The following is a 25508-nucleotide window of genomic DNA, read 5'->3' on the forward strand; positions in this document are numbered from 1 at the left end:
CAACTGTTCAATAAGTTGGAGGGGCGGCTATGTTCTTGGGTTCCATGAAGTTCGATCTTGGCGAAGATGTGATGGCGATGCAGGAGATGGTGCATCGTTGGGCGCAAGAGCGGATTAAGCCGATGGCCGCGGAAATCGACAAAACAAACGAATTCCCCAATGAACTCTGGAAGGAGTTTGGCGATCTTGGCCTTCTTGGCGTGACCACACCGGAAGAATACGGCGGTGCCGGGATGACCTATCTCGCGCATGTTATCGCGGTGGAAGAAATTGCCCGTGCCTCGGCCAGTGTCAGCCTGTCATATGGTGCGCACTCAAACCTATGCGTGAACCAGATTCGACGCAACGCCACCCATGAGCAGAAATCCAAATACCTGCCCAAACTGATTAGCGGAGAGCATGTTGGCGCCCTTGCCATGAGCGAGCCGAATGCCGGGTCGGATGTTGTGTCGATGCAGCTGCGCGCCGACAAGAAGAACGACCGCTTTGTTCTGAATGGCAACAAATACTGGATCACCAACGGCCCGGATGCCGATGTTCTGGTGGTCTATGCCAAGACCGATATGGACGCCGGACCGAAAGGCATTACCGCCTTCATCATCGAAAAAGACATGGTGGGTTTCTCGACCTCACCGCATTTTGACAAGCTGGGTATGCGCGGTAGTAACACCGCCGAATTGATTTTCGAAGATGTAGAAGTGCCTTTCGAGAACATCCTTGGCGAAGAGGGCAAAGGCGTTGCCGTTCTGATGTCTGGCCTTGATTACGAGCGCGTCGTGCTGTCCGGTATTGGCACGGGTATCATGGCGGCCTGCCTTGACGAAGTGATGCCCTATATGGTCGAGCGCAAACAGTTTGGCCGCCCGATTGGGGAATTCCAGCTGATGCAGGCCAAGATCGCGGATATGTATACCGCTATGAATTCGTCGCGTGCCTATGTCTATGAGGTTGCCCGCGCCTGTGACCGGGGCGAAGTTACCCGTCAAGATGCGGCGGCCTGCGTGCTTTATGCTTCTGAGGAAGCAATGAAGGTCTCACATCAGGCCGTGCAGGCGTTTGGCGGTGCAGGGTATCTGAGCGATAACCCCGTAGGCCGGATTTTCCGCGATGCAAAACTGATGGAAATCGGTGCCGGAACGAGCGAAATCCGTCGCATGCTGGTTGGACGAGAGATGATGGGGCTGATGGGGTGAAGCATGGGCAGACCCGTAGCAACATGATCCGTGGCCCGCACGCCTGGTCGTTTCAGACGAACAGACACCGCCGCGCCAAAATGCCAATGGCCGCAATGACGTGGCAACATGCGCAGAGCTTGCCCGGACCCTCCCGTCTTTTTCGAATAGGACAGTGACATGAAACTCACCTCACAGGCGATCCCGTCTTCGGAAACATTCAAGGCCAATCGCGACAGCCATCTTGAAGCATTGGGCGTGGTGCGCAATGTCGCTGAACTGGCCGCGTTGGGCGGCGGCGAAAAACCACGCGCGCGACATGTGTCACGTGGTAAGATGTTGCCGCGAGAGCGGGTTGCAAACCTGCTCGACCCGGGTTCGCCCTTTCTCGAAATCGGGGCGACTGCAGGGCATCTTCTCTATGGCGGTGCTGCGCCGGGCGGTGGCATCGTTGCCGGGATCGGGCGGGTTCATGGACATGAGGTAATGGTGATCTGCAATGATGCCACGGTGAAGGGCGGCACATATTTTCCGATTACGGTGAAAAAACATCTGCGCGCGCAAGAGATCGCCGAAGCAAACAATCTGCCCTGTATCTATCTGGTGGACAGTGGCGGCGCGAACCTGCCGCAACAGGACGAGGTGTTTCCCGACCGCGACCATTTCGGGCGGATTTTCTATAACCAAGCCAATATGAGCGCCAAGGATATCCCGCAAATTGCTGTCGTTATGGGCTCGTGCACCGCTGGTGGTGCCTATGTGCCAGCGATGTCGGATGTGACAATTATCGTCAAGGAACAAGGCACGATCTTCCTGGCGGGCCCGCCATTGGTTAAGGCCGCAACAGGCGAAGTGGTGTCGAGTGAAGACCTAGGCGGCGGTGAGGTGCATACGCGTCTTTCCGGTGTGGCGGACTATTTGGCCGAGGATGATGCACACGCGCTGGCGCTGGCACGGCGCGCAGTCGAGAGCTTGAATAGGCGCAAGCCCCAGACCGTTGAATGGCAAAGCTCAGAAGAGCCTGCCTATGACCCCGAAGAAATCCTTGGCGTCGTGCCCGGCGATTTACGCACGCCCTATGACATTCGCGAAGTGATTGCGCGGGTGGTGGATGGCAGCCGGTTTGACGAATTTAAGCCGCGCTTTGGCGAGACGTTGGTGACTGGGTTCGCCCATGTCAAAGGCTGTCCAGTAGGGATTGTCGCCAATAACGGCGTCATTTTTAGCGAAAGTGCCGTGAAGGGCGCGCATTTTGTAGAGCTTTGCTCGCAACGGCGCATCCCATTGGTATTTTTGCAGAATGTCACCGGGTTTATGGTGGGCCGAAAGTACGAGAACGAAGGCATCGCGCGCCATGGAGCGAAGATGGTAACGGCGGTGGCCTGCACCAAAGTACCCAAAATCACGATGGTTTTGGGCGGCTCATTTGGTGCGGGTAACTACGGTATGTCCGGGCGCGCCTATAGCCCTCGCTTCATGTGGACCTGGCCCAATGCAAGGGTTTCCGTGATGGGCGGTGAGCAGGCGGCGGGCGTGCTTGCCACCGTCAAACGCGACGCGATCGAGCGCGCGGGCGAGCAGTGGAGCGCCGAGGCCGAGGCCGAGTTCAAGCGCCCCACCATCGAAATGTTCGAAGAACAAAGCCACCCGCTCTATGGCAGTGCACGGCTTTGGGACGATGGCGTTGTCGATCCGCGCAAGACCCGCGACGTGTTGGCTTTGTCGCTCTCTGCGACATTGAACGCACCAATTGCCGAGACGCGGTTCGGCGTGTTCCGGATGTAAGCGGATGGCTGAACAACCAGAGAACAGAACGTTTGGCAAGCGTGACCCGTTTACCGGCGAGCGCTGGGTTCACGTTGGTCGCGCTGCGGCCCACGACCACCCAAAAGGGCGGCTGCATTGGTCATTCATTCTGGTGGCGCTGTGCTTGTTTGTGATCGCCGCGCTGAAGGCGCGAACCGGGTTGCAAACCGGCGGGCCTGGCTGGGCCGCAACGGTGGCATTGCTCCCGTCCGTGACCGGTGTCCTGATCTTTTTGCGCGCGCCTATTGCGCGGCTTTTGTTGATCGTGATGGGCGCGGTTTCAATCTTCAACGCGGTTCAATCAGGCTTGGGGCAGGGCGATCTTATTGAACTGGCACAGATTTTGGCTGTCGTCAGCCTCACCATCTGGATGTGGGAGGGCGAGCGGCCCAATCTCGCCTATGGTTATCGCTACCGAAGTCGAAAGCGCGATAATGGTTGAAATTGTGCCCCTGTCCGCTTTGGAACGGGCCCCGACCTGCGACACGCGTGAAAAACCGGATTCGGTGAGAAAAGGATAATGCAATGTTTGACACAATTCTGATTGCCAACCGAGGCGAGATAGCCGTGCGCGTTGCCAAAACTGCGCAGGCGTTGGGCGTGAAGGTCGTGGCGGTCTATTCCGATGCCGACGCCAATGCGGCCCATGTGGCAGCGGCAGACGAGGCGGTCCATATCGGTGGTGCCGCGCCTTCTGAAAGCTATCTGAAAGGCGATGTGATCATCAAAGCTGCGCTGAACACTGGCGCTCAGGCAATTCACCCCGGCTATGGCTTTCTCAGCGAGAACCCCGATTTTGTGGCCGCGGTCGAGGCCGCGGGCCTGACCTTCATCGGCCCGTCGCCAGACGCGATCAACGCCATGGGCCTGAAGGATGCGGCCAAGGTGCTCATGGAGAAGGCCGGAGTGCCCGTGGTGCCGGGCTATCACGGCAGCAATCAGGACCCGGAGCACTTGAATGGGGCTGCCGATGCAATTGGTTATCCCGTGCTGATCAAGGCCGTCGCAGGGGGCGGTGGCAAAGGTATGCGGCTGGTTGAAAAGAGCGGCGATTTCATGGATGCGCTGGAGTCGGCTAAAAGCGAATCCAAGACCGCGTTTGGCAACCAAGATGTATTGATCGAAAAGTTCGTCAATCAGCCACGCCACATCGAAGTGCAGGTGTTCGGCGATGGGGAAAAGGCAGTTCATCTGTTTGAACGCGATTGCTCGCTGCAACGGCGCCATCAAAAGGTGATCGAAGAAGCCCCGGCGCCGGGCATGACGGCTGAGATGCGCGAAGCGATGGGGCGGGCGGCCGTGCGCGCGGCCGAAGCGATCGGATACAAAGGGGCGGGAACGATTGAGTTCATTGTCGATGGCTCGAACGGGCTGCGCCCGGATGGATTCTGGTTCATGGAAATGAACACCCGTTTGCAAGTCGAACATCCTGTTACCGAGGCGATTACCGGCGTTGATTTGGTGGAATGGCAGTTACGGGTGGCAAGCGGCGAAAGCCTGCCCAAACAACAACAAGAGCTGAGCATTTCGGGCCACGCCTTTGAGAGCCGTCTCTATGCCGAGGATGTTCCGAAAGGATTTCTGCCAGCAACCGGAACACTGACACATCTGAGTTTCGCAAGCGTGGCGCGGGCTGACAGCGGTGTGCGCGCCGGGGATACGATTTCACCCTATTATGACCCGATGATTGCCAAGCTCATCACCCATGGCGCAACCCGTGAGATCGCCTTGAAAAAAATGGCGCGCGCGCTGCGCGAGACGCAGGTGGGTGGCACGGTGACCAATCTGGCATTCCTCGGCGCGCTTTGTGATCATGAAGGGTTTGCCAAGGGCGATGTGGATACCGGTCTGATTGGCCGGGAACTCGAAAGCCTCGTGGTTGAACCGGTGGCAACACCTCGACTGATTGCACAAGCCGCAATGGCAGCGATGGGTTTACTGGGTGCGCCCGCGTGGGACCGCGGATTTTCGCTTTGGCAACCTGAGAAGCGAAACGTGGTGCTCGATATCGCAGGTGAGCAGCAAACAGTTTCAGTCACCCTGCGCGGTGCTAAATCCGCGGTGGTTCACCTCGCAGAGACTGAAGTTGAGGCACAATGGCAAGAAGGGTGGCGGTTTGATGGTGATATGGCCGCGCCCTGGATCTTGGTCGGCGACACTGTCACGATTTTTGAGGCTTATGGCTTGAGCTTCCAAATTGTCGACCCACTCGAACGTGGCACGGGCGCGCGCGGCGATGGCAATCTGATCGAGGCGCCCATGCCCGGTCTTGTGAAGTCGATTTTTGCTAAAGCCGGGCAGGAAGTAAAGCAAGGCGATCGGATGGCCATTCTGGAAGCGATGAAAATGGAGCATTCACTCTTGGCTGCACGCGATGGCGTGGTGGCCGAGGTTCTGGCCGTGACCGGATCACAGGTTGAGGCCGGAGAAGCGCTGATCCGGCTAGAGGAAGATGTCGAAGACGCCGCTTGAGAAGCATTGATCAAAGCGAGTTTCACGCCTGTATCGTGAGGGGGGGTGAGCCGCTTTGATGCGCTGTATCGGGTTTCAGGACTATCGGGAGGTATCGGGATGGGCGATAAAAAGATACGTTTGCATTCGGTCGCTGGTAGCCGGTCCTTTCGGGTGCTGTGGCTGCTTTATGAGATGGGTATCGAGCCAGAAGTGATCTCGTACGATCTGGGTCGGGGTGACCTGCGTTCGCCGGATTTTCAGACGCTTTCTCCCGCCGGGCGCGTGCCGGTGCTTGAGATCGACGGGCAGGTTCTGTTCGAAAGTGGCGCAATCACTGAATACCTTGGCGAAACGCGCCCCGAGCATGGTTTGGCACCCGGTGTGGGCATGCCCGAGCGGGCGCAATTCCTGACTTGGTTGCATTATGCTGAAACAATTGGGGTGCTGATACAAAACCTGAATTTACAACAGGTCTTCTTGCCAAAGCCAGAGATGCGATCGCCTACCGTTATTGGAATCGAGGTCAAGCGGTTGGCAATTTCACTCAAACCGTTGGAGCGCATTCTGGGTGAGCAGGAGTATTTGTTGAAGGTTGGTTTTTCGGCAGCCGATACGATGATGGGCTTCACTATGGAAAGTGCGCGTCACTATGTGCGATTTGACCGGTTTCCAAATATTCAAGAGTATAAGACGCGGATCGAAGCGCGTCCGGCCTATCAACGCGCGCTGGAAGCGGAAGGACTGCAGCAGTTTTATGATCGAGAGTTTTACGAAATTCCAGAAGGATAGCGCGGCAGGTGGGTAGGGAATCTTCGAGCATAATTGCATTTGAACAGATAAAGAGGGTGGATCGTAGCAATGGGCGAACGGGTTGAGATTTTTGAGGTCGGGCCTCGGGATGGATTGCAGAACGAAAAACGTCAAATCGCGACCGCCGACAAGATTACGCTAGTCGATCTCTTGAGCAAGGCTGGATTTGCGCGGATTGAAGTGGCATCTTTTGTGAGCCCGAAATGGGTGCCGCAGATGGCTGATTCAGCGGATGTCTTGGCAGGAATAAAGAGAGTCGAGGGTGTCAGATATGCTGCGTTGACGCCTAATATGCGCGGTTTTCATGGGGCCGTGGCAGCGGGGGCTGACGAAATTGCCATTTTCGGCTCGGCATCGGAAGGATTTTCCAAGGCCAATATCAATGCTTCAATTGAGGAGAGCATCATAAGGTTTGCTCCGGTTGTTAAGGCGGCACACAACATCGGGTTGCCGGTACGTGGCTACATTTCTTGCGTTACAGATTGTCCCTATGATGGCCCAACTGATCCGGGCGAGGTTGCGAGGGTTGCCGAAATTCTATGGGCGCAAGGCGTATATGAGATTTCTCTGGGTGATACCGTTGGCAAAGGCACGCCGGAGCGAATAGATGCAATGTTAGCGGCTGTCTCTGGTGTAGTGCCGATCAAGAACCTGGCTGGGCACTATCATGACACTGCTGGCCGAGCTCTCGCAAATGTTGAAGCGTCCTTGGCCCGAGGTATCCGGGTGTTTGATGCCGCTGTGGGCGGTTTGGGTGGCTGTCCTTATGCGCCCGGCGCGGCGGGAAACGTGGCGACCGAACTGGTGCATGACCGTTTGGTGGCATTAGGATATGAAACTGGACTACAGCGACGTGTGCTAGAAAAAGCTGCGTCATTGGCGCGTGGGCTACGGACGGAGACTGGTGATGTATGAAACGCTAAGCATTGAGCGCGATGAGCGGGGCGTGGCAACGCTGTGGCTTGATCGTGAAGACAAGCACAATGCCATGTCTGGAGAGATGATCGAAGAGTTGGCGGATGCAGCTGCCGAATTGGCAGCAGATGAAACCGTGCGTGTCGTGGTACTGGCGGCGAAGGGCAAGAGTTTTTGCGCAGGCGGCGATTTACGATGGATGCAAGATCAGATGGCCGCCAACCCCGAAGAACGTCGTGCCGGGGCACGAAAGTTGGCAATGGCACTCTTTGCGCTCAACACCCTGCCAAAGCCATTGATCGCACGCGTCCAAGGTAATGCCTTTGGTGGCGGTATTGGCATGATTTCGGTAGCCGATGTAGCCGTCGGCGTGTCAGGGGCCAAATTTGGCCTGACAGAAGTCAAACTTGGTCTAATCCCGGCGACGATCTCGCCTTACGTATTGGCAAGGATGGGCGAGGACAAAGCGCGACGCGTGTTCATGTCAGCTAGGCTTTTCGAAGCGGAAGAAGCACGTGATTTGAACCTCTTGGCGAGAGTCGTAACGCCAGATGAACTGGATAGTGCAGTTGAGGCAGAAGTGTTGCCCTATTTGAGCGCAGCGCCTGGGGCTGTTGCGGAAAGTAAAAAGTTAGCTCGAATGCTAGGGCCTGCAATCACACCCGAGATTGTGGATGCGACGATCTCCCGGCTGGTTACCACTTGGGAGGGGGATGAGGCACGTGATGGAATTGCAGCCTTTTTTGCCAAACGCAAAGCGCCTTGGGTTTCGTGAACATACCGTGTTAACTGTTTGATCCTATGCCTCTAGACGCGGCCGGTTTCGTAGCTGGCAAATGAGTTTCATCGGTCATACCTTATCCTGTCAATGACTCGGATATCCGATGGTCGAATTGCCACATGTCGGAGTGTAGAAGCATTCGATGTTGCCTAAAGCTTCAAAGCGGGCCAGATCGGGACGTTGACAGACTTCGCGCCGCACCCGTTAGACTTGAAGAATGAGCAGAAGGTTTGCATTCCAACGCTATCCCGGGCGTAGCTGGATCGTCTCTTACAACATGCTGCCCCAGTAATCGCCTTGATCCGTTACCTTCTTCCGAAAATATCTGATTTTGTATTGGCAGGCGCAAATCGTATGTGGTTTCGTTTGGTTCAAGAGTGTTTCACACAAATCTGCCCTTTCACTTTTCGCCCGGTGCGTTTGATATGCCAGCCTGGATATTGCCATTCATAGGAAGCGGGGGATTGCGTAAATAGGAAGGGTGCAGGGGAAGACCCGTTTCTGCGGGAAATTTCCTGAGAATTGATAATATAGAGCCTTTGTTAAGCACTGCTGGGCCATTCTTGGTCGACGAATGAATTGTAGCGGAAATGGCAAATGCATGGCCTGATCAACCGAACGATACAGCGCTTTGTAAGCGATACCTATGGCGAGGCTGTCTGGGTGGGTGCCTGCGTGGCTGCGGAGTTGGGCCTTGTCGAATTCGAGGCGATGCTGATTTATGATGACGACCTGACCCTGCGGGTTCTGGAAGCTGTTTCGGTTGAGTTGGACAAGAGTCGCTGGGAGATTCTGGAAGATATCGGAACCTATCTTGTCAGTCATTCAGAGGCCGAAGCAGTGCGTCGGTTGCTGCGTTTTGCTGGTGATGATTTTGTCGAATTCCTGCACTCGCTAGATGATCTTCCCGATCGGGCACGGCTGGCCGTTGCCGATCTGGAATTGCCGCTGCTGGAATTGTGCGAACATGCTCCTGACAAGTTCACTTTGACAGTGCGCTCGCAAGGTGAAGGGTTTGGCTACGTGATGATCGGGATGCTACGGTCGCTGGCCGATGACTACGGCGCGCTGGTGTTGCTGGACTACCAAGGCGGGCAAAGTGGTTTCGAAGTGGTGAATGTAACCCTGATCGAAACCGGTTTCGCGATTGGGCGTGAATTTGAACTTGGTGCTGGGGCGGGAGCGGGTAGCGCTTAGCTGCTTGAAGTGGAATGGCTTTGCCAGATGGCCGCCTGACGGCTGACGATCTGCTCGGGACGAGGCTTGGGCGCGGACTTAGTCAAGGGGCGGCTGAGGAGGTGATACCATGCGGGTGTCACACATGAAGGAGATCGAAAGATGAAATGTGTGGTGAACCAGATGATTCCGATACTGAATACGCTTTGTCCGATGCACGCTATTGTTGATGTCTCGGGCCAAATCCGTCATGTCGGGCCGACCTTGCAAAAGCTGCGCCCCGGTTCGCCACTGACAGCGCAGCGTTTTCTCGAGCTTTTCGAATTGCGCCGTCCTTGCAATGTAAGCACGATGGCCGATCTCTTTGCATCGAGCGGGATGAAACTGCAACTGAAATTCCGTGATCTGCCTGCAACGGCGTTTAAAGGTGTGCTAATGCCGCTGCCGGAAAAGGATGGCGCGCTTGTAAACCTCTCGTTCGGAATATCGGTATTGGACGCGGTGCGTGATTACGAGCTTTCTAGCGGTGATTTCGCCGCTACCGATATGGCTATAGAAATGCTCTATCTGCTTGAGGCGAAGTCAGCGGCGATGGCTGCGTCACGCAAGCTCAATTCGCAGCTGCAAAGCGCGATGATTGCGGCCGAGGAGCAGGCGTATACTGATACGCTGACCGGTTTGAAAAACCGCCGCGCGATGAATCATATGCTAGACCGCCTGATCGCGGCGGGGCAGCCGTTTGCGTTGATGCATATCGATCTGGATTACTTCAAGGCGGTCAATGACACGATGGGCCATGCGGCGGGTGATCATGTTTTGCAACAGGTGGCGCGGATCATGGTGGAGGAAACCCGCGCCGACGACGTGGTTGCGCGAGTGGGCGGTGACGAATTCGTGCTGATTATTGCCGGGCTGCTCGGCCCGGAGCGGCTGCAGGCGGTGGCAATGCGGATCATCGACAAGCTAGAAATGCCCATACTGTTCGGCGACCAGATATGTCAGATATCTGCCAGCTGTGGCACCGTTCTGTCGAGCGACTATGGGCCACCGGATGCGGCGCGGATGCTAGCTGATGCCGATCTTGCGCTCTATGCCTCCAAGCACAAAGGCCGGGCTTGCCATACGTTTTTTTCCCCTGACATGCGCAGCGTCACTGCCTCGAACGATTGCCGCGTAGAGATGCAAACGCAGCATTGAGCGTAACTGCATTGATGAGTTCTTGAAGGTTGGTGCTAGGCGGAACAATACGTGTAGAACGGAATTGTATTGCGTGGCGATAGCAAAGATCGCCCCGTAAACCTGCGGCGGCACTCACAGACTGATCACGGCCTGTTCGACCACCGCTTCCATGGCGACATAGCTTGACGTGGCGCTGACATAGGGCAGTGCGGAAATTTTCTCGCCCATGATCCGACGGTACTCCTCGATGTTGCGCGAGCGGACCTTGAGCAAATAGTCAAAGCCTCCGGCGATCATGTAGCATTCCTCGACCTCCGAGATGTCGCGCACCATGGTGTTGAATTTCGCCAGCGCCGCCTCCCGGGTGTCGGTGAGGCGGACCTCGACATAGGTGACATGGCTGAGGCCGAGCTTGATCGGCGAAAGCATGGCTCGGTAGCCGGTGATAAGCCCACTGTCTTCGAGATGCTTTAGGCGCTGGGCCACCGGGGTTTTCGACAGGCCTACGCGACGGGCGAGTTCGGCGACCGGAAGGCGGGCGTCGTGCAGGAGTTGGTCGAGGATCTTGCGATCAATCGAATCAAGGTTTGAGCGCATAGCCTAAGATTCTCCAGAAAAAAGGTGATCAGTCTTTATCTTAGGTGATAATTGGGCGATCCGTCCATATTTTTTACGCTATTAGAGGCGTGACCCGTATGGAGATTGTCATGACCGCTAATGGATTATCCCGCTTTACCCGTTCGCTGAAATTTTCACCGGAGGTCGGAACCTTGGTAGGGCTGGTCGCGGAGGCGGATTTGAGCGCGGCGCAGCGGGCGCAGATTTCGACCCGCGCGGAGGACCTAGTTCGGCGCATCCGCAGCGGCGACAAGCCCTCGCTAATGGAGCATTTCCTGGCCGAATATGGCCTGTCGACCCGCGAGGGCGTGGCACTGATGTGTCTTGCCGAGGCGATGCTCCGGGTGCCGGACGCAGAGACCATGGACGCATTGATTGAGGACAAGGTGGCACCGTCGGACTGGGGCAAGCACCTGGGCGAGGCTTCTTCGCCACTGGTCAATGCATCGACTTGGGCGTTGATGCTGACCGGGCGCGTTCTAGACGACGAAAAGCCGGGTCTGGCCGGGGTGTTGCGCGGCGCAATGAAGCGATTGGGCGAACCAGTGATCCGTATTGCGGTGAGCCAGGCGATGAAGCAGATGGGCCAGCAATTCGTTCTTGGCCAGAGCATCGGCGCGGCGATGGAACGGGCGAACAAGCGAGAAGCTGAAGGCTATACCTACAGCTATGACATGCTGGGCGAGGCGGCGATGACACGGGCCGACGCCAAGCGTTATGCATTTGCTTATGCTCGGGCGATTGAGCGGATCGCGAAGGCCTGCACCAAGGGCTCGGTCGAGACCAATCCGGGGATCTCGATCAAGCTGTCGGCGCTGCATCCGCGCTATGAGGTGTCGCAGGAAGTGAGGGTTATGTCCGAACTGGTGCCGGTGGTGCGCGATCTGGCGCGCGCAGCGAAGGCGGCGAACATGGGATTCAACGTGGATGCTGAGGAGCAGGACCGACTGGTGCTGTCTCTGAAGGTGATCGAGGCAGTGCTAAGCGATCCGGAATTGGCCGGTTGGGACGGGTTCGGCGTGGTCGTGCAGGCCTATGGCAAACGTGCGGGGGCAGTGATTGACTGGCTCTATGAGATGGCGGATCGTCTGGATCGCAAGATCATGGTGCGGCTGGTGAAGGGGGCCTATTGGGACACCGAGATGAAGTTGGCACAGGTCGAGGGGCTCGCCGATTTTCCGCTGTTCACCAGCAAACAGGCGACAGATGTGAGCTATATCGCCAATGCGCGGAAATTGTTGAACTATTCGAGCCGGATTTACCCGCAGTTCGCCACCCACAATGCCCATACGGTGGCGGCAGTTTTGGAAATGGCTGGAGGTCGGCCATTTGAGTTCCAGCGGCTCCACGGGATGGGCGAGCGGCTGCATGATATTGTGTTGAAGGACACGAAGGGGCGCTGTCGGATCTATGCGCCAGTTGGGGCACATCGCGATCTTCTGGCCTATCTGGTTCGGCGATTGCTGGAGAACGGGGCGAATTCCTCATTCGTACATCAGATCGTCGATGAGGAGGTTGATCCGGTCGAGATCGCCGCCGATCCCTTCGATGGCGTGGAGAGGGCCAAGGCGCCGGAGGGGCTGCGCTGTCCGGCAGAGATTTTTGGCGGGGGCCGACTGAATTCGCGTGGATTTGACTTGAGCGATGAGGAAACGTTGATCGAAATAGGAGCGGCGCGGCAAGTGGCGCTGCCCGAGGCGGGGCCGCTGACGGTGTGCAATGCGTCAGGGCCCGATCGCGCGGTTTTCAATCCGGCGACGGGTGAAGAGATCGGGCGAGTACGCGAAGCAGATTCGGCAACCGTGTCGCGGGCGCTGAAGGATGCGGAATTGTGGGATTTGCCCGCCGGGAAGCGAGCTGAGGTGCTGCGCCGGGCTGCAGATCTTTATGAGGAAAATTATGGTGTGATTTTTGCAGCGCTGGCGAAGGAGGCGGGGAAATTCTTGCCCGACGCGGTGGGTGAATTGCGTGAGGCTGTGGATTTCTTGCGCTATTACGCGGGCGAGGCGGAATGCGTGAAACATGAGGCGCGGGGCGTGATCGTGGCGATCAGCCCATGGAACTTTCCATTGGCGATCTTCACCGGACAGATCAGCGCGGCGCTGGCTGCGGGTAATGCGGTGCTCTCGAAACCGGCGGAACAGACGCCGATCATTTCGGCCATAGCGGTGCGTTTGCTGCACGAGGCCGGTGTGCCGAAAGCGGCGCTGCAATTGCTGCCAGGTGACGGCGCAACGGTGGGTGCGGCGCTGACTTCGGCGCCCGAGGTGGCCGGTGTGGTGTTTACCGGATCGACCGAAACCGCACAGATCGTGCGCCGGTCGATGGCTGAACATATGGCGCCGGGCACGCCGTTGATCGCGGAAACCGGGGGCTTGAACGCGATGATTGTAGACAGCACGGCGCTGCCCGAGCAGGCGGTGCGCGATATCGTGGCTTCGGCATTTCAATCGGCAGGGCAGCGATGTTCGGCGCTGCGTTGTCTTTACGTGCAAAAGGACATCGCGCCGCACTTGATCGAGATGATCAAAGGCGCGATGGACGTGCTTGTCGTTGGCGATCCATGGCAATTGGATACCGATATCGGCCCGGTGATCGACGCCGAAGCGCAGGAAAGCATTGCAAACCATGTGGCCGTGGCTGCGCGCGAAGGCCGGGTGCTGCACCAATTGACGGCACCGGATAGTGGCCATTTCATTGCCCCGGTGATGATCAAGGTGGCAAGTATTGATGCGATGGCGCGCGAGATATTTGGCCCGGTGCTACATGTGGCGACGTTCGAGGCCGAGGACCTGGAACAGGTGATCGCGGAGGTGAATGCCAAAGGCTATGGGCTGACTTTCGGGCTGCACACACGCATTGACGGGCGCGTGCAGGAAGTGGCCGACGCGCTGAAGGTGGGCAACCTTTATGTCAACCGCAATCAGATCGGCGCGGTGGTGGGTAGCCAGCCTTTTGGCGGCGATGGGCTGTCGGGGACTGGTCCGAAGGCTGGCGGACCGCTCTATCTGCCGCGCTTTGCCATAGGGGCCAAGGGCGGCAATGCGGGCACATGGGCGCGCGAGGCCGATCTGCCGGGGCTGATCGCGCGTATTGCGCGGGCTGAAGAGGACCGGTTGATTTCGCGCGTGGAGTTGCCGGGGCCGACCGGCGAAGCCAACACGCTGAGTCTGATGGCGCGCGGTGCGATCCTGTGTATGGGGCCTGGGGCAGGCGCGATGGCCGAGCAGATCGCGCAGGTCGAAAGCTTAGGAGGTGTTGCTGTCGGCAGCGAGGGCGCGGTTGCGCCCGAGGTTCTGGAAACGCTGGCGGGGATTCACGGCGTTGTCTGGTGGGGGAATGATGCGCGCGCCTACGAGCAGGCGCTGGCGGCACGCTCGGGGCCGATCGTGCAGCAGATTACCGGGGCGGTGACGCTCAACGACGTGGCGCATGAGCGGCATCTATGTGTCGATACCACCGCGGCGGGAGGCAATGCTGCGCTGCTGGCGGGTTGAGGGCAACGCCAAGCTTAGGCACAGTTAGGTGCAATCGCAGGGGGCGCTTTTTCTGCGAAGAAATGCGTGAATTCGTGCGAAAAGGGTATGATGTTGACGCCGGGACCGGGAGGTGGCGGATGTGAAGAGGAGATCTCATGACGGATATCACCCTTTTGGGCGTACCGATGGAAGAGGGCACTGGGCGGCGAGGCTGTGCCATGGGACCAGCGGCCTATCGCGCCGCCGGGATTGTGGAGGAGTTGCGCGCGCTGGGCCATGATGTGCGCGACCTCGGTGATGCGATGCGCGAAGATGTGGACCCACTCGAGACGCCGCATGAGCGGCTAGTCAAGCTCGAAGAGGTGGCGGGATGGGCGCGCAGCCTGCATGACCATGCCTTCGGGCTGGCCAAGAGCAAGACGCTACCGATCTATCTCGGCGGCGATCATGCGCTGTCGCTGGGTACGGTGAGCGGGCACGTGGCAGCCGCTGCCGAGCTCGGGCGCAAGCAATTCGTGCTGTGGCTTGACGCGCATGCAGATTTCAACACGCTGGAAAGCTCGCCCAGCGGCAACCTGCACGGAACGCCGCTGGCTTTTGCCTGTGGACTCGACGGGTTCGAGCCGATTTTGGGACGGGCCGTACCGGCCGTGTTGTCGCCAGAGAACCTGTGCATTCTCGGGCTGCGTTCAGTCGATGGGGTGGAGCGCGACCTGTTGCTCGCCTCGGGTGCCACGGCGCATGATATGCGCGCGATTGATGAGCAGGGGATTGCGCCGTTGTTGCAGGGTTTTTTGGAGCGCGTGGCGGCAGAGAATGGGCTTTTGCATGTCAGCCTCGATGTGGACTTTATCGAGCCCGATATCGCGCCCGCCGTGGGCACAACGGTGCCGGGCGGCGCGACGTTTCGCGAGGCGCATTATGTGATGGAGCTTTTGCATGATAGCGGGCTGGTCAGTTCACTGGATCTTGTGGAATTGAACCCGTTTCTGGATGAACGCGGACGCACGGCGCGGTTGATGGTCGAGTTGACCGCCAGCCTGTTTGGGCGTCGCGTGCTGGATCGTAAGACCCGTAGCTATTAAAAAGGGGGCTGATCATGCCTTTGAAACCTTCTGAGCTTGCCTATGTCCCGTTTGTTTCGGTCGAAAATATGATGGGGTTGGTACATCATATCGGTATCGAAAAAGTGCTGTGCGAATTGGCTCAAGAGATTGAGGTGGATTTCAAGCGGTGGGAGTTGTTTGACAAGACGCCGCGCGTGGCGAGTCATTCTGATGTCGGCGTGATTGAGTTGATGCCGACCTCGGATGGCGAGATGTATGGGTTCAAATACGTCAATGGCCACCCCAAGAATATGCGTGAAGGGTTGCAGACCGTGACTGCCTTTGGCCTGCTGGCGGATGTGGATACGGGGTATCCAAAGTTGCTGAGCGAGATGACGTTGCTGACCGCGCTGCGCACCGCAGCGACTTCGGCCATGGCGGCGAAACATCTGGCACCGAAGGGGGCCAAGACCATGGCGATGATCGGCAATGGCGCGCAGGCTGAGTTTCAGTGCCTTGCCTTCAAGGCGATCTGCGGGATCGAAAATGTGCGGCTTTTCGATGTGGAACCGGCGGCGACGGCGAAATGTGCGGCGAACCTGAAGGGGCGCTGCTTGAAAGTTGTGCCATGTCAGAGCGGGGAAGCAGCGATGGAGGGGGCGGAGATCATCACGACCTGCACCGCCGACAAGCAATATGCCACGATCCTTACCGACAACATGGTGGGCAGCGGGGTGCATATCAACGCGATTGGCGGGGATTGTCCGGGCAAGACCGAGTTGCACCGCGATATCTTGCTACGCTCGGACATTTTCGTGGAGTATCCGCCACAGACACGGATCGAGGGCGAGATTCAGCAACTCGATGCGGATCACGCCGTGACAGAACTTTGGCAGGTGATCACGGGTAAGGCGGAGGGGCGCCGCAATGCGCGTCAGATTACGCTGTTTGACTCGGTCGGCTTCGCGATCGAAGATTTTTCGGCACTACGCTATGTGCTGAAGGCGATTCAGGGGACGGATTTCTATACCGACCTAGATATGATTGCCGATCCGGACGATCCGCGCGATCTATTCGGAATGTTGCAACGCGCGGGTTAGCACAGGCAAGTCGGCATGGAGCGTTGTGATTTGGTTTGAGCGAACGAGGTCGCAAGCAATTGCGGATGAACGACGTGCCGCCAAGTGAAGTCAAGAAGAACGCTCCGGCACTAGTTAGTAGATAGCTCGAAAATCATTTTTGGATCAATCTCTTGTAAAGTGAAGCTGATGCGTCACAGGGGCAAGATTTTTGCAACACTTTTGGACCTCGCAAACAGAACTGCTTGGCCCAGCGAATCACCCTTGCTAACTTGACGGTAATAAGAAAAGACCAAAGGCAGGCATACAGGCTATGGGAACGGGCTTTCGAGGCACGTTTGTCATCTCCTGGTCGCAAACGGAAGTGGATGGTTTGAAGGCCGCCCCGGTGTTTGCACTGCGCGTCGGAGCTACATGGCTTTGGCGGGGGAACGCAGTGCGCGTGGACGGACCGGGTGAGTTGTTGCGACTGGAACGGGCAGACGGAGATGTGGAAATTCGCAAGCGGGCGGCACGTATGGTGCGCCGGTTGGTGGGTGCGGCGGTGCGCAACACGACTCGCTTGGACGAGGTCGAGAACGAGGCGGGGTTCAAAGACAACAGTTTCGTTGTGACCGACGGATCGCAAAGCTACACTGTCACGCTGATCGAAGTGGGGCTTGGGCAACCGCCGCTCCTGATGTTCGTCGACGCGATTCCTCCTGAAGGGCGGGCGTTGTGGGTGGTGCATCAGCGTTATGAGGCGCCTGTGATCGACCCAAAGGGGCCGGATGCCGGCGGGGTGATCTGTTTTACTCCAGGCACGCGAATTGCTACGCCCGATGGTACGTGCCGGGTCGAGGAGTTGCACGAGGGCGATTTCGTGCAGACCAAAGACAACGGCGCGCAGGAAATCCGCTGGATTGGCACGCGCCGTATGACAGGCGCGCGGCTATTCGCGATGCCGCGGCTGCGGCCAGTTCGGTTTCGCCCGGGTGCGCTCGGGGTCAAGCGCCCCGATCAGGAGCTGTTGGTGAGTCCCGAGCATCGCATGGTTGTAAAAGGACACGTGGCGCAAGCACTGTTCAATACCGATGAAGTGCTGGTGCGTGCCAAGGATCTGATCAATGGGCGCAACGTAGTGGTTGATAGCCAGTTGCGAGAGGTCACATACGTGCATCTTCTGTTGTCTACGCATCAGGTCGTTTGGGCAAACGGGGTAGAGACTGAGAGTTTTCATCCGTCAAATACAGCATTGGTTTCGCTGAATAAGGACGACCGAGCGCGTCTATTGCAGTCGTATCCGGAGTTTGAGACAAATCCGCAGACCTATGGTGCATATGCACGGCGCAACCTTTCGAATAGCGAGGCAGCGATCTTGATGCACGACGCGGCATGAGAAAGATCGAGTTCGTGCCTAAAGTCTGAACGGTCAAAAGCTACCCGGGGGCCACGCAGCAATGCTGTTCGGCGACTGATCCTTGTCCCAACACGTTTCTCATCCAATGGACAAACTCCGCTCCGCTTTGGTTTTCATTCCATGAACTGCATCTGCAAGCAGATATGGCAACGTGGGGAGGGTTCGGAGAAGGGGGGGGTGGTCAGAGCAAACTGAGGTTGGTTTGCGGTTGACTTGCGCGCGCGCTGGATTATAAGCGCGGCTTCATTGGTGTTGGTGGCCCTCGCAAGAGGATGCCTGTCGGGCTTCGGCCAAAGGACAACGCCCTTCACATGCCGAAATCCTCCGTCAGGGCGGTGAGGCGCATAAGGAAGGAGATCAGCCGTGACCAAACGCACGTCTGCCAAGTATAAAATTGACCGCCGGATGGGTGAAAACATCTGGGGTCGCCCGAAATCCCCCGTCAACCGCCGTGAATATGGCCCTGGTCAGCATGGTCAGCGCCGCAAAGGTAAGATCAGCGATTTTGGCCTGCAGTTGCGCGCAAAGCAAAAGCTTAAAGGCTATTATGGCGATCTGACTGAAAAACAATTCCGCCGCATCTATGGCGATGCCGAGCGTGTCAAAGGCGATACCGGTGAGAACTTGATTGGTCTGCTGGAGCGTCGGCTGGATGCTGTTGTCTACCGCGCCAAGTTCGTACCGACCGTGTTTGCTGCGCGTCAGTTCGTCAACCACGGCCACGTGACGGTTAATGGCAAGCGCGTGAACATCCCCTCGTATCGTGTGAAAGAGGGTGACGTGATCGAAGTTCGCGAGAAATCCAAGCAAATGGCCGCGATTCTGGAAGCTACTCAACTGCCCGAGCGTGATGTGCCTGATTACATCGAAGTTGATAACTCCAAATTGACCGCAAAATTCGTGCGCATGCCGCTGCTTGGCGATGTACCGTATCCGGTGATGATGGAACCCAACCTCGTCGTGGAATTCTACGCGAAGAACTAAGCTTCGCGATATGAAATCAAAAAAATGGCCGCGACGGGACACCGCCGCGGCTTTTTTATATGTTTTGCACTATGGGATAGACCTCTGGCAGGGAGACGCCAATGGACCAGATCACGCCGCAACCAGGCATTATGGAAATTGACCTTTATGTTGGCGGCAAGGCGAGCATAGCCGGGAAGACCAACGTGCTGAAACTAAGTTCGAATGAGAATCCGCTGGGCGCTCCAGGTTCAGCGTTGGCGGCGCTGACTGAGGCGGCGAGCGGTGTGCATCTCTACCCTTCGACCGACCACGCCGAGTTGCGCCGCGCAATTGGCGACGTTCATGGGCTTGATCCGGATCGGATTATCTGTGGGGTCGGGTCGGATGAGGTCTTGCAATTCGTTGTGCAGGTGTTCAGCGGGCCGGGCGACGAAGTCATCTATACTCAGCACGGCTTTTCGATGTATCCGATTCTCGCACATATGGCCGGGGCAACACCCGTGATGGTGCCCGAGCGCGAGCGGGTTGTAGATGTGGATGTGATCCTCAAAGCAGTGAACGAGCGCACTAGGGTGGTGTTTATTGCCAATCCAGGGAATCCAACCGGCACGATGGTGCCGGCGGGAGAATTGGAGCGGCTGGCCACCGCGTTGCCGAGGAATGTGATATTGGTGCTGGACGGCGCATACACCGAGTTTGCGGCAGGTTATGATGGCGGTGCGACGTTGGCCCAAAGCTGCCCCAACGTATTGATGACGAGGACATTTTCCAAGATTTACGGACTGGGTGGTCTACGCGTTGGTTGGGGCTTTGGTGCCAAATCAATGATTGACGTGATGACGCGGATTCGCCAGCCATTCAATCTATCGGTGTTGCAGCTGGCCGCCGCTGAAGCGGCGGTGAGAGACCAGAATTGGGTGCGCCATTGTGCGGCTTTGAACGCCGAGCAACGGGTGCGGTTGACCGCAGCACTACGTCAGATGGGTATCGCCTGTGACGAAAGCTTCGGCAATTTCGTGCTGGCACGGTTTGGTAGTGAGGCGGCAGCGCTTGCAGCGGATGCCGTCTTGCAGGATTATGGCATAATCGTACGGCGGGTGGTTGGCTACGGCTTTGCCGATGGGTTGCGGATCACCGTGGGGGATGGTGCGCAAACTGGGCGTGTGATTGCGGCGCTCACCCGCTGGCGAGAGGATGGAAAATGACGGTGCTCTACGAACGTGTGGCGCTGATTGGGCTGGGACTCATCGCGGGGTCGATGGCACTTGCTGCGAAGCGGGCGGGAGTGACGAGCGAGATCACCGGCTACGCACCCACAGAAAAAACACGCGATACGGCGCGGCGGATTGGGCTAGTTGACCGGGTCTGTGACAGTGTGGCAGAGGCGGTGAACGAAGCTGATCTGGTGGTTTTGTGCGTGCCGGTAGGAGTGATGGGGGCCGTGGCCGAAGAGATCGTGCCGCATCTGAAGGAGGGTGCAACGGTTTCGGATGTCGGGTCAGTTAAACAGGCAGTGTTTGAGGCGGTGGGACCGCTTTTGCCCGAAGGCGTGCATTTTGTCCCGGCCCACCCGATGGCAGGAACCGAGCATTCCGGGCCAGAGGCGGGATTTGCAGAATTGTTTGATAACCGTTGGTGTTTGATCGTTCCACAGGACGGTACAGAGGAAGCGGCGGTCACGCGGCTCACCGATTTTTGGCAGGCTTTGGGTGCCAACACCGAACGGATGGAGGTAGAGCATCATGATCTGGTCTGTGCCGTGGTGAGCCATATTCCGCACGCAATCGCATATACAATGGTCGGCGTGGCTGATGATTTCCGTAGGGTGAGTGAGCAGGAAGTGATCAAATTCTCTGCTGCAGGCTTTCGTGATTTCACACGAATTGCGGCGTCTGACCCAACCATGTGGCGCGATGTTTTCTTGAACAACAAGCAGGCGACGCTGGAGATTCTGGGGCGGTTTACAGAAGAGCTATTTGCGTTGCAGCGAGCCATTCGGATAGGCGATGGCGATCACCTTTTTGACTATTTCACCCGCACCCGCAACATTCGTCGCGGTATCATCGAAGCAGGTCAAGATACCGATGCGCCCGATTTTGGTCGTGGGAAGCCGAAATGATGCGCGCAGGCACAACACTTCTCGTCGTCTGCGCGACGCTTTGGGTGCAAGCGGTGCAGGCAGAGGCGCCGGACGTATCACTGCGACCGGTGGCGCGGGCACAGTCGACGATTGTTCAACCGGCTGCTGCGAAAGTTATTCAAATACAAGGCGTGGAATCTATAAGCGAACCCTCTGTGCAAGAGGGGGATGAACGAACGCGCAAGGGGCTGTTTCGCGCGCTGAGACCAAAGCAGCGAACCGAGCGGGTGACGATTTTTGCGTCCAAGAAGCGACGCGCGCTGGAAAAAGGCAAGGTGTGTGGCGATCTGGATTTGCAGGGCAGCGTGGTAGGTCGTGTGCCCGCGCGGATTAACGGCTGTGGCGTCAAGGATGCGATCAAATTGCGCTCGGTCAGTGGTATTACGCTGAGCCAGCAGTCGGTGATGGATTGTGGAACAGCCAAGGCGTTGAAGCACTGGGTCGAACGGGGCATGAAGCCCGCCGTCGGGCGGCGGGGTGGCGGGGTGAGCAAGATCAAGGTGGCCGCGCATTATGCTTGTCGCACTCGCAACAATCAGAAAGGCACGCGGATTTCGGAGCATGGTAAGGGGCGAGCGATTGATATTTCCGCGTTTTACCTCAAAGATGGTTCGGAAATTTCGGTGCTGAAGCACTGGCAAGGTGGTTGGCGCGGCAAGGCGCTGCGCAAAATGCACAAAACGGCCTGCGGGCCGTTCGGCACTGTCTTAGGCCCCAATGCCAACCGGTTTCATCGGGATCACTTCCATTTCGATACTGCTCGCTATCGCTCGGGTTCGTTCTGCAAGTAGGCACACGGCTGGACGGCGCGGTTTTGTACGCGCCGCAAACGAGCACTACTTCGCCGCAACGAACTGTTCAGGCCAGCCGCATTGGAATATGTTGGCCTCCTAGAAAACGCGGAGACGCAGATGAGCAATGAAATCGCCCAAGCCTTTGAGCATCCCGATGCGCGGTCGCGTGCGACCGGAGGGCTTCATCCGTTGGATCGGATCTCTCTGCGTGATCATATTGCCGAGGTAGAAATCGGCGCGTTTCAAAAGGAGCGCGGCAAGACCCAGCGCATTTGTTTTAACATAGTGGTCGAAGTGCGCCCTCTGGATCAGCGGATCGACGATGATGTGGATCGAATTCTGAGCTATGACAAGGTGAGCGAGGCGATTGCCGCAGAACTGGCGGCTGAGCGGCTGAACCTACTGGAAACGCTGGCCGAGCGGATTGCCGAGCGTATCTTGCTGGAGCCACAGGCCGAGCGGGTGTTTGTGCGGATCGAGAAACTGGATCGCGGCCCCGGTGCGCTGGGAGTCGAGATTGTTCGCGCGCGCAGCGATAGGTCGATCTATGCTTCCGCACCGCTTCCAGAGGAAAGGCCGCATCCGCAGGTGGTCTATCTCTCAAACAAGGCAATTGTGGCAGAGCATTTGTCTGGATGGCTGGATCAATTGGAAGCAGGCGATGCGCCTGTGCTGCTTTGTGTTGGGCCATCTGAATTGGCAGTGCCGGAAACCGGTCATGCGTTGACCCAGCGAAGGATCGACCTGCTGGCGGTCGAGCAGAATGCCTGGGTTTTGGGCGCGCGCGATGAGCGCTGTGTGGTGGTGGAAACTCGTACTGAACTGGAATGGGCAATGAAGCATGGCCAGATCAGCGTTTGGGCACCATCCAAGATGGTGCTTGACGCGGTTGACGGACCATCGGTCAAAGGCGGAGATGCCGTGGCGCTGGCCCTATGGTTGGCGGGCGAGATGCAGGCCGCTGGGTTTCTCTCAATCGGCGGGGAGTTGCCTGAGGGCGTCTGCGATTTGCCCTGTAGACAGGTAGCCGAGCAGAGTGCGACCCTCTGAGCCTTGCTAAACACGCACGCTTTGCGTACGGGAAACTCATGAGCCTCTATTATCGTCCGCTCGTTCAATCCGGCCTAGCACGGCCCGCAGCATCCTTGCCGCTTGCCGGTGGGGCCTGTTGGTTTACCGAGGTGGAAGAAATCACACGGGGAGGCGGGTCGCGGTTCTTGCATGTGTCTGAACTGCCGGACGAGACACGTGTGCGGCTAACCACGCGGCGCGCGCCGATTGCGGGGATGACATTTGAGCGGCCGAGGATCATGGGTATTCTGAATGTCACGCCCGACAGTTTCTCCGACGGTGGAACGCACTGTGCATCAGGCGCGGCTTTGGCCCACGCCAAAACCATGGCCGAGCATGGCGCAGATATCATCGACGTGGGTGGCGAGAGCACGCGACCGGGGGCCAAATCCGTGGCGCCTGAGACGGAGGTTGCCCGCACTTCACCCGTGATAGGGGCGATCCGCCAAGAGCTGAACATCCCGATTTCGATCGATACCCGCAAGGTCGAAGTAGCACGCGCAGCGCACGACGCGGGGGCCGGGCTGATCAATGATGTGTCGGGTTTCACTTTTGACAAAGCGTTGGCACCATATTGTGCCGAGCAAAACCTGCCAATCTGTGTAATGCATGCGCAGGGTGATCCCGAGACCATGCACCTTGATCCACGCTATGACGACGTCTTGCTGGATGTCTTCGACTTCCTTTCCGCGCAAGTGACCCTACTGACGGGCTATGGTATTGCGCGTGAGCGTATCATTGTTGATCCCGGCATCGGTTTTGGCAAGACAATGGCGCATAACCTGCGGCTGCTGAGTGGGATTAGCCTGTTTCACGGTTTGGGTTGTCCGATTCTTGTGGGGGCATCGCGCAAAGGATTTATTGGCACGTTAAGTGCGGCAGAGAATCCCAAGGAGCGAATGCCCGGTTCGATCGGAGTGGCATTGGCTGCGGTGGCGCAAGGTGTGCAGATTTACCGCGTTCATGATGTAAAAGAAACTGCGCAGGCATTTGCGCTTTGGAGCGCAGTTGCAAGAAAAGGGGCGCCATGATGCGCAAACTGTTTGGAACGGACGGGGTACGCGGCACCGCCAACACCCACCCGATGACCGCCGAGATGGCCTTGAGAATTGGTGCTGCAGTGGGGCGATACTTCCGCAAGGATGTCTCGGCCGCGCATCGCGTTGTTATCGGCAAGGACACGCGCCTGTCAGGTTATATGTTCGAGAATGCTCTGACGGCAGGGCTGACTTCTACGGGAATGAATGTGCTGCTGCTCGGGCCGGTGCCGACGCCTGCGGTGGGGCTTTTGACGCCGTCTATGCGGGCTGATCTGGGGGTGATGATTTCCGCCTCGCATAATCCGGCGGAGGATAACGGGATCAAATTTTTCGGGCCTGATGGTTTCAAGCTGTCGGATGAGGCGGAATTGGAGATTGAGGCGCTGATTGAGGACGGGGTCGAGCCGTCGCTTGCTAAGAATATTGGTCGGGCGAAGCGGATTGATGATGGCCGTTTTCGCTATCTTGAACGGGTGAAATCGACCTTTCCGACGGGTAAAAGCCTGGAAGGAATCAAGGTGGTGGTGGATTGTGCCAATGGTGCTGCCTATCGCGCTGCGCCAGAGGTTCTCTGGGAATTAGGGGCTGAGGTGATCCCGGTGGGGGTGTCGCCTAACGGGTTCAATATCAATCAGGAATGTGGATCGACCATGCCGCGGGTGGCGGCAGAAACCGTGGTTAGCCATGGTGCCGATCTAGGAATTTGTCTGGATGGGGACGCCGATCGTGTGATCGTGATCGACGAAACCGGACATGTGGCGGATGGCGACCAACTTATGGCGCTCTTGGCGGCGCGCTGGGCTGAGGAGGATCGCCTTGCGGGCAACGCGTTGGTCGCGACGGTGATGAGCAATCTGGGGTTGGAGCGGTTTTTGGGGGGGCGAGATATCAGGCTTGAGCGCACGGATGTGGGCGACCGTTATGTTGTCGAACGGATGCGCGCAGGCGGATTTAACCTAGGTGGTGAGCAATCGGGGCATATCGTGATGACGGATTATGCTACCACCGGCGACGGGTTGATGGCGGGACTGCAATTTATGGCCGAGATGGTGCGCACCGGTAAGCGTGCGTCAGAGTTGGTGCATTCTTTTGAGAAGGTGCCGCAACTCTTGAAAAATGTGCGTTACGAGGTGGGACAGACACCGCTTGAAGTGGCGGCTGTGCAGGCGGCGATCAGAGACGCTCAGGCACAGTTGGACGGCAAGGGGCGACTCTTGATCCGCAAATCGGGAACCGAACCGTTGATCCGGGTGATGGCGGAATGCGAGGATGAGGTGCTTTTGAACGATACGGTCGATCAGGTGGTCGTGGCGGTTGAAACTACAGTCTGAGCTGCCTTTAGGTGCTTGGGAAGACTGGTGGAAAGCTCTGCTCCGCGCAATAGGCGAGGCGCGGCTCCAGATGAAGCTCGGAACGAGCACCATCAATCAACTTTTCGCCGTGATTTAGCGATTGTTCATGCAACGCCTTTTTGGCACTGCAATCGACCGAAATCATTGAGACGCCAATTCCTATCGATTTGGTTGTGAGCAAGGATTTGACCTTGCTATGCGGTTAGCAATCTGTGTTGTTTGGCGAGATAG

Annotated in this window: 21 protein-coding genes; 20 read left to right on the plus strand and 1 reads right to left on the minus strand. The window is 57.6% G+C overall.

All coding sequences use genetic code 11. The features are described from left to right. Nucleotides 1-29: 29 nt before the first annotated feature. The 9 genes from LZG00_05345 to LZG00_05385 all read left to right on the plus strand — a co-directional run bounded on the left by LZG00_05345 (nt 30) and on the right by LZG00_05385 (nt 10311). A complete protein-coding gene (locus LZG00_05345; protein ID MCF3593418.1) occupies nt 30-1193 on the plus strand; it encodes an isovaleryl-CoA dehydrogenase in 1164 nt (387 codons plus the stop codon). Between the two features lie 159 nt (nt 1194-1352). Further along, on the plus strand, nt 1353-2957 hold the full coding sequence (locus tag LZG00_05350; GenBank protein MCF3593419.1) for a methylcrotonoyl-CoA carboxylase: 1605 nt from the start codon (nt 1353-1355) through the stop codon (nt 2955-2957). A gap of 4 nt (nt 2958-2961) precedes the next feature. Then, the gene (locus LZG00_05355; GenBank protein MCF3593420.1) at nt 2962-3420 is read left to right on the plus strand and encodes a hypothetical protein; all 459 of its coding nucleotides are present in this window, start codon (nt 2962-2964) and stop codon (nt 3418-3420) included. 83 nt (nt 3421-3503) lie between these two features. Beyond that, complete coding sequence (locus LZG00_05360; protein ID MCF3593421.1) at nt 3504-5450, plus strand: ATP-grasp domain-containing protein; 1947 nt, start codon at nt 3504-3506, stop codon at nt 5448-5450. 99 nt (nt 5451-5549) lie between these two features. Further along, entirely contained in the window at nt 5550-6221 is a 672-nt protein-coding gene (locus LZG00_05365) for a glutathione S-transferase family protein (GenBank protein MCF3593422.1), read from the plus strand. Between the two features lie 69 nt (nt 6222-6290). Beyond that, nucleotides 6291-7157 carry a hydroxymethylglutaryl-CoA lyase gene (locus tag LZG00_05370; protein ID MCF3593423.1) on the plus strand — a complete coding sequence of 289 codons (867 nt, stop codon included), beginning with the start codon at nt 6291-6293 and terminating at the stop codon, nt 7155-7157. After that, the gene (locus LZG00_05375) at nt 7150-7932 is read left to right on the plus strand and encodes a crotonase/enoyl-CoA hydratase family protein (protein ID MCF3593424.1); all 783 of its coding nucleotides are present in this window, start codon (nt 7150-7152) and stop codon (nt 7930-7932) included. The genes LZG00_05370 and LZG00_05375 overlap by 8 nt, the downstream gene beginning before the upstream one ends. Nucleotides 7933-8535: 603 nt before the next feature. Then, on the plus strand, nt 8536-9135 hold the full coding sequence (locus LZG00_05380) for a heme NO-binding domain-containing protein (GenBank protein MCF3593425.1): 600 nt from the start codon (nt 8536-8538) through the stop codon (nt 9133-9135). 141 nt (nt 9136-9276) lie between these two features. Further along, nucleotides 9277-10311, plus strand: coding sequence for a GGDEF domain-containing protein (locus LZG00_05385; GenBank protein MCF3593426.1), 1035 nt, complete (start codon nt 9277-9279; stop codon nt 10309-10311). 114 nt (nt 10312-10425) lie between these two features. Here the strand turns inward: LZG00_05385 and LZG00_05390 are convergent, their stop codons facing one another. Beyond that, the gene (locus LZG00_05390; protein ID MCF3593427.1) at nt 10426-10890 is read right to left on the minus strand and encodes an Lrp/AsnC ligand binding domain-containing protein; all 465 of its coding nucleotides are present in this window, start codon (nt 10888-10890) and stop codon (nt 10426-10428) included. 110 nt (nt 10891-11000) lie between these two features. Here LZG00_05390 and putA point away from each other — a divergent pair, with 110 nt between their 5' ends. The 11 genes from putA to glmM all read left to right on the plus strand — a co-directional run bounded on the left by putA (nt 11001) and on the right by glmM (nt 25256). Then, nucleotides 11001-14408: a bifunctional proline dehydrogenase/L-glutamate gamma-semialdehyde dehydrogenase PutA gene (gene putA / locus LZG00_05395; protein MCF3593428.1), complete on the plus strand. Its 3408-nt coding sequence runs from the start codon at nt 11001-11003 to the stop codon at nt 14406-14408. A 137-nt stretch (nt 14409-14545) separates the two neighbouring features. After that, complete coding sequence (rocF, locus tag LZG00_05400) at nt 14546-15475, plus strand: arginase (protein ID MCF3593429.1); 930 nt, start codon at nt 14546-14548, stop codon at nt 15473-15475. A 14-nt stretch (nt 15476-15489) separates the two neighbouring features. Further along, entirely contained in the window at nt 15490-16536 is a 1047-nt protein-coding gene (locus LZG00_05405) for an ornithine cyclodeaminase (protein ID MCF3593430.1), read from the plus strand. Nucleotides 16537-16828: 292 nt separating this feature from the next. Next, nucleotides 16829-17893, plus strand: a complete 1065-nt coding sequence (locus tag LZG00_05410) for a Hint domain-containing protein (GenBank protein ID MCF3593431.1) — start codon at nt 16829-16831, stop codon at nt 17891-17893. A 384-nt stretch (nt 17894-18277) separates the two neighbouring features. Continuing rightward, nucleotides 18278-18898: a 30S ribosomal protein S4 gene (rpsD, locus tag LZG00_05415; protein MCF3593432.1), complete on the plus strand. Its 621-nt coding sequence runs from the start codon at nt 18278-18280 to the stop codon at nt 18896-18898. A gap of 101 nt (nt 18899-18999) precedes the next feature. Further along, entirely contained in the window at nt 19000-20085 is a 1086-nt protein-coding gene (hisC, locus tag LZG00_05420) for a histidinol-phosphate transaminase (GenBank protein ID MCF3593433.1), read from the plus strand. Then, nucleotides 20082-20999 carry a prephenate/arogenate dehydrogenase family protein gene (locus tag LZG00_05425; GenBank protein MCF3593434.1) on the plus strand — a complete coding sequence of 306 codons (918 nt, stop codon included), beginning with the start codon at nt 20082-20084 and terminating at the stop codon, nt 20997-20999. The genes hisC and LZG00_05425 overlap by 4 nt, the downstream gene beginning before the upstream one ends. Further along, a complete protein-coding gene (locus LZG00_05430; GenBank protein ID MCF3593435.1) occupies nt 20999-21811 on the plus strand; it encodes an extensin family protein in 813 nt (270 codons plus the stop codon). Before LZG00_05425 ends, LZG00_05430 begins: the two co-directional genes overlap by 1 nt. 120 nt (nt 21812-21931) lie before the next feature. Beyond that, complete coding sequence (locus LZG00_05435; GenBank protein ID MCF3593436.1) at nt 21932-22864, plus strand: dihydroneopterin aldolase; 933 nt, start codon at nt 21932-21934, stop codon at nt 22862-22864. Between the two features lie 38 nt (nt 22865-22902). Then, nucleotides 22903-23916, plus strand: coding sequence for a dihydropteroate synthase (folP, locus tag LZG00_05440; GenBank protein MCF3593437.1), 1014 nt, complete (start codon nt 22903-22905; stop codon nt 23914-23916). Beyond that, on the plus strand, nt 23916-25256 hold the full coding sequence (gene glmM, locus LZG00_05445; GenBank protein MCF3593438.1) for a phosphoglucosamine mutase: 1341 nt from the start codon (nt 23916-23918) through the stop codon (nt 25254-25256). The genes folP and glmM overlap by 1 nt, the downstream gene beginning before the upstream one ends. Nucleotides 25257-25508 lie beyond the last annotated feature (252 nt).

The organism is Rhodobacteraceae bacterium LMO-JJ12 (assembly GCA_021555075.1).
In the GTDB taxonomy this organism is placed as follows: Bacteria; Pseudomonadota; Alphaproteobacteria; order Rhodobacterales; family Rhodobacteraceae; genus JAKGBX01.

What these genes read in the sequence shown, in the direction of transcription:
- LZG00_05345 (MCF3593418.1), top strand. Translation starts at nt 30, where the DNA reads ATGTTCTTGGGTTCCATGAAGTTCGATCTTGGCGAAGATGTGATGGCG.
- LZG00_05350 (MCF3593419.1), top strand. Translation starts at nt 1,353, where the DNA reads ATGAAACTCACCTCACAGGCGATCCCGTCTTCGGAAACATTCAAGGCC.
- LZG00_05355 (MCF3593420.1), top strand. Translation starts at nt 2,962, where the DNA reads ATGGCTGAACAACCAGAGAACAGAACGTTTGGCAAGCGTGACCCGTTT.
- LZG00_05360 (MCF3593421.1), top strand. Translation starts at nt 3,504, where the DNA reads ATGTTTGACACAATTCTGATTGCCAACCGAGGCGAGATAGCCGTGCGC.
- LZG00_05365 (MCF3593422.1), top strand. Translation starts at nt 5,550, where the DNA reads ATGGGCGATAAAAAGATACGTTTGCATTCGGTCGCTGGTAGCCGGTCC.
- LZG00_05370 (MCF3593423.1), top strand. Translation starts at nt 6,291, where the DNA reads ATGGGCGAACGGGTTGAGATTTTTGAGGTCGGGCCTCGGGATGGATTG.
- LZG00_05375 (MCF3593424.1), top strand. Translation starts at nt 7,150, where the DNA reads ATGTATGAAACGCTAAGCATTGAGCGCGATGAGCGGGGCGTGGCAACG.
- LZG00_05380 (MCF3593425.1), top strand. Translation starts at nt 8,536, where the DNA reads ATGCATGGCCTGATCAACCGAACGATACAGCGCTTTGTAAGCGATACC.
- LZG00_05385 (MCF3593426.1), top strand. Translation starts at nt 9,277, where the DNA reads ATGAAATGTGTGGTGAACCAGATGATTCCGATACTGAATACGCTTTGT.
- LZG00_05390 (MCF3593427.1), bottom strand. Translation starts at nt 10,890, where the DNA reads ATGCGCTCAAACCTTGATTCGATTGATCGCAAGATCCTCGACCAACTC.
- putA (MCF3593428.1), top strand. Translation starts at nt 11,001, where the DNA reads ATGACCGCTAATGGATTATCCCGCTTTACCCGTTCGCTGAAATTTTCA.
- rocF (MCF3593429.1), top strand. Translation starts at nt 14,546, where the DNA reads ATGACGGATATCACCCTTTTGGGCGTACCGATGGAAGAGGGCACTGGG.
- LZG00_05405 (MCF3593430.1), top strand. Translation starts at nt 15,490, where the DNA reads ATGCCTTTGAAACCTTCTGAGCTTGCCTATGTCCCGTTTGTTTCGGTC.
- LZG00_05410 (MCF3593431.1), top strand. Translation starts at nt 16,829, where the DNA reads ATGGGAACGGGCTTTCGAGGCACGTTTGTCATCTCCTGGTCGCAAACG.
- hisC (MCF3593433.1), top strand. Translation starts at nt 19,000, where the DNA reads ATGGACCAGATCACGCCGCAACCAGGCATTATGGAAATTGACCTTTAT.
- LZG00_05425 (MCF3593434.1), top strand. Translation starts at nt 20,082, where the DNA reads ATGACGGTGCTCTACGAACGTGTGGCGCTGATTGGGCTGGGACTCATC.
- LZG00_05430 (MCF3593435.1), top strand. Translation starts at nt 20,999, where the DNA reads ATGCGCGCAGGCACAACACTTCTCGTCGTCTGCGCGACGCTTTGGGTG.
- LZG00_05435 (MCF3593436.1), top strand. Translation starts at nt 21,932, where the DNA reads ATGAGCAATGAAATCGCCCAAGCCTTTGAGCATCCCGATGCGCGGTCG.
- folP (MCF3593437.1), top strand. Translation starts at nt 22,903, where the DNA reads ATGAGCCTCTATTATCGTCCGCTCGTTCAATCCGGCCTAGCACGGCCC.
- glmM (MCF3593438.1), top strand. Translation starts at nt 23,916, where the DNA reads ATGCGCAAACTGTTTGGAACGGACGGGGTACGCGGCACCGCCAACACC.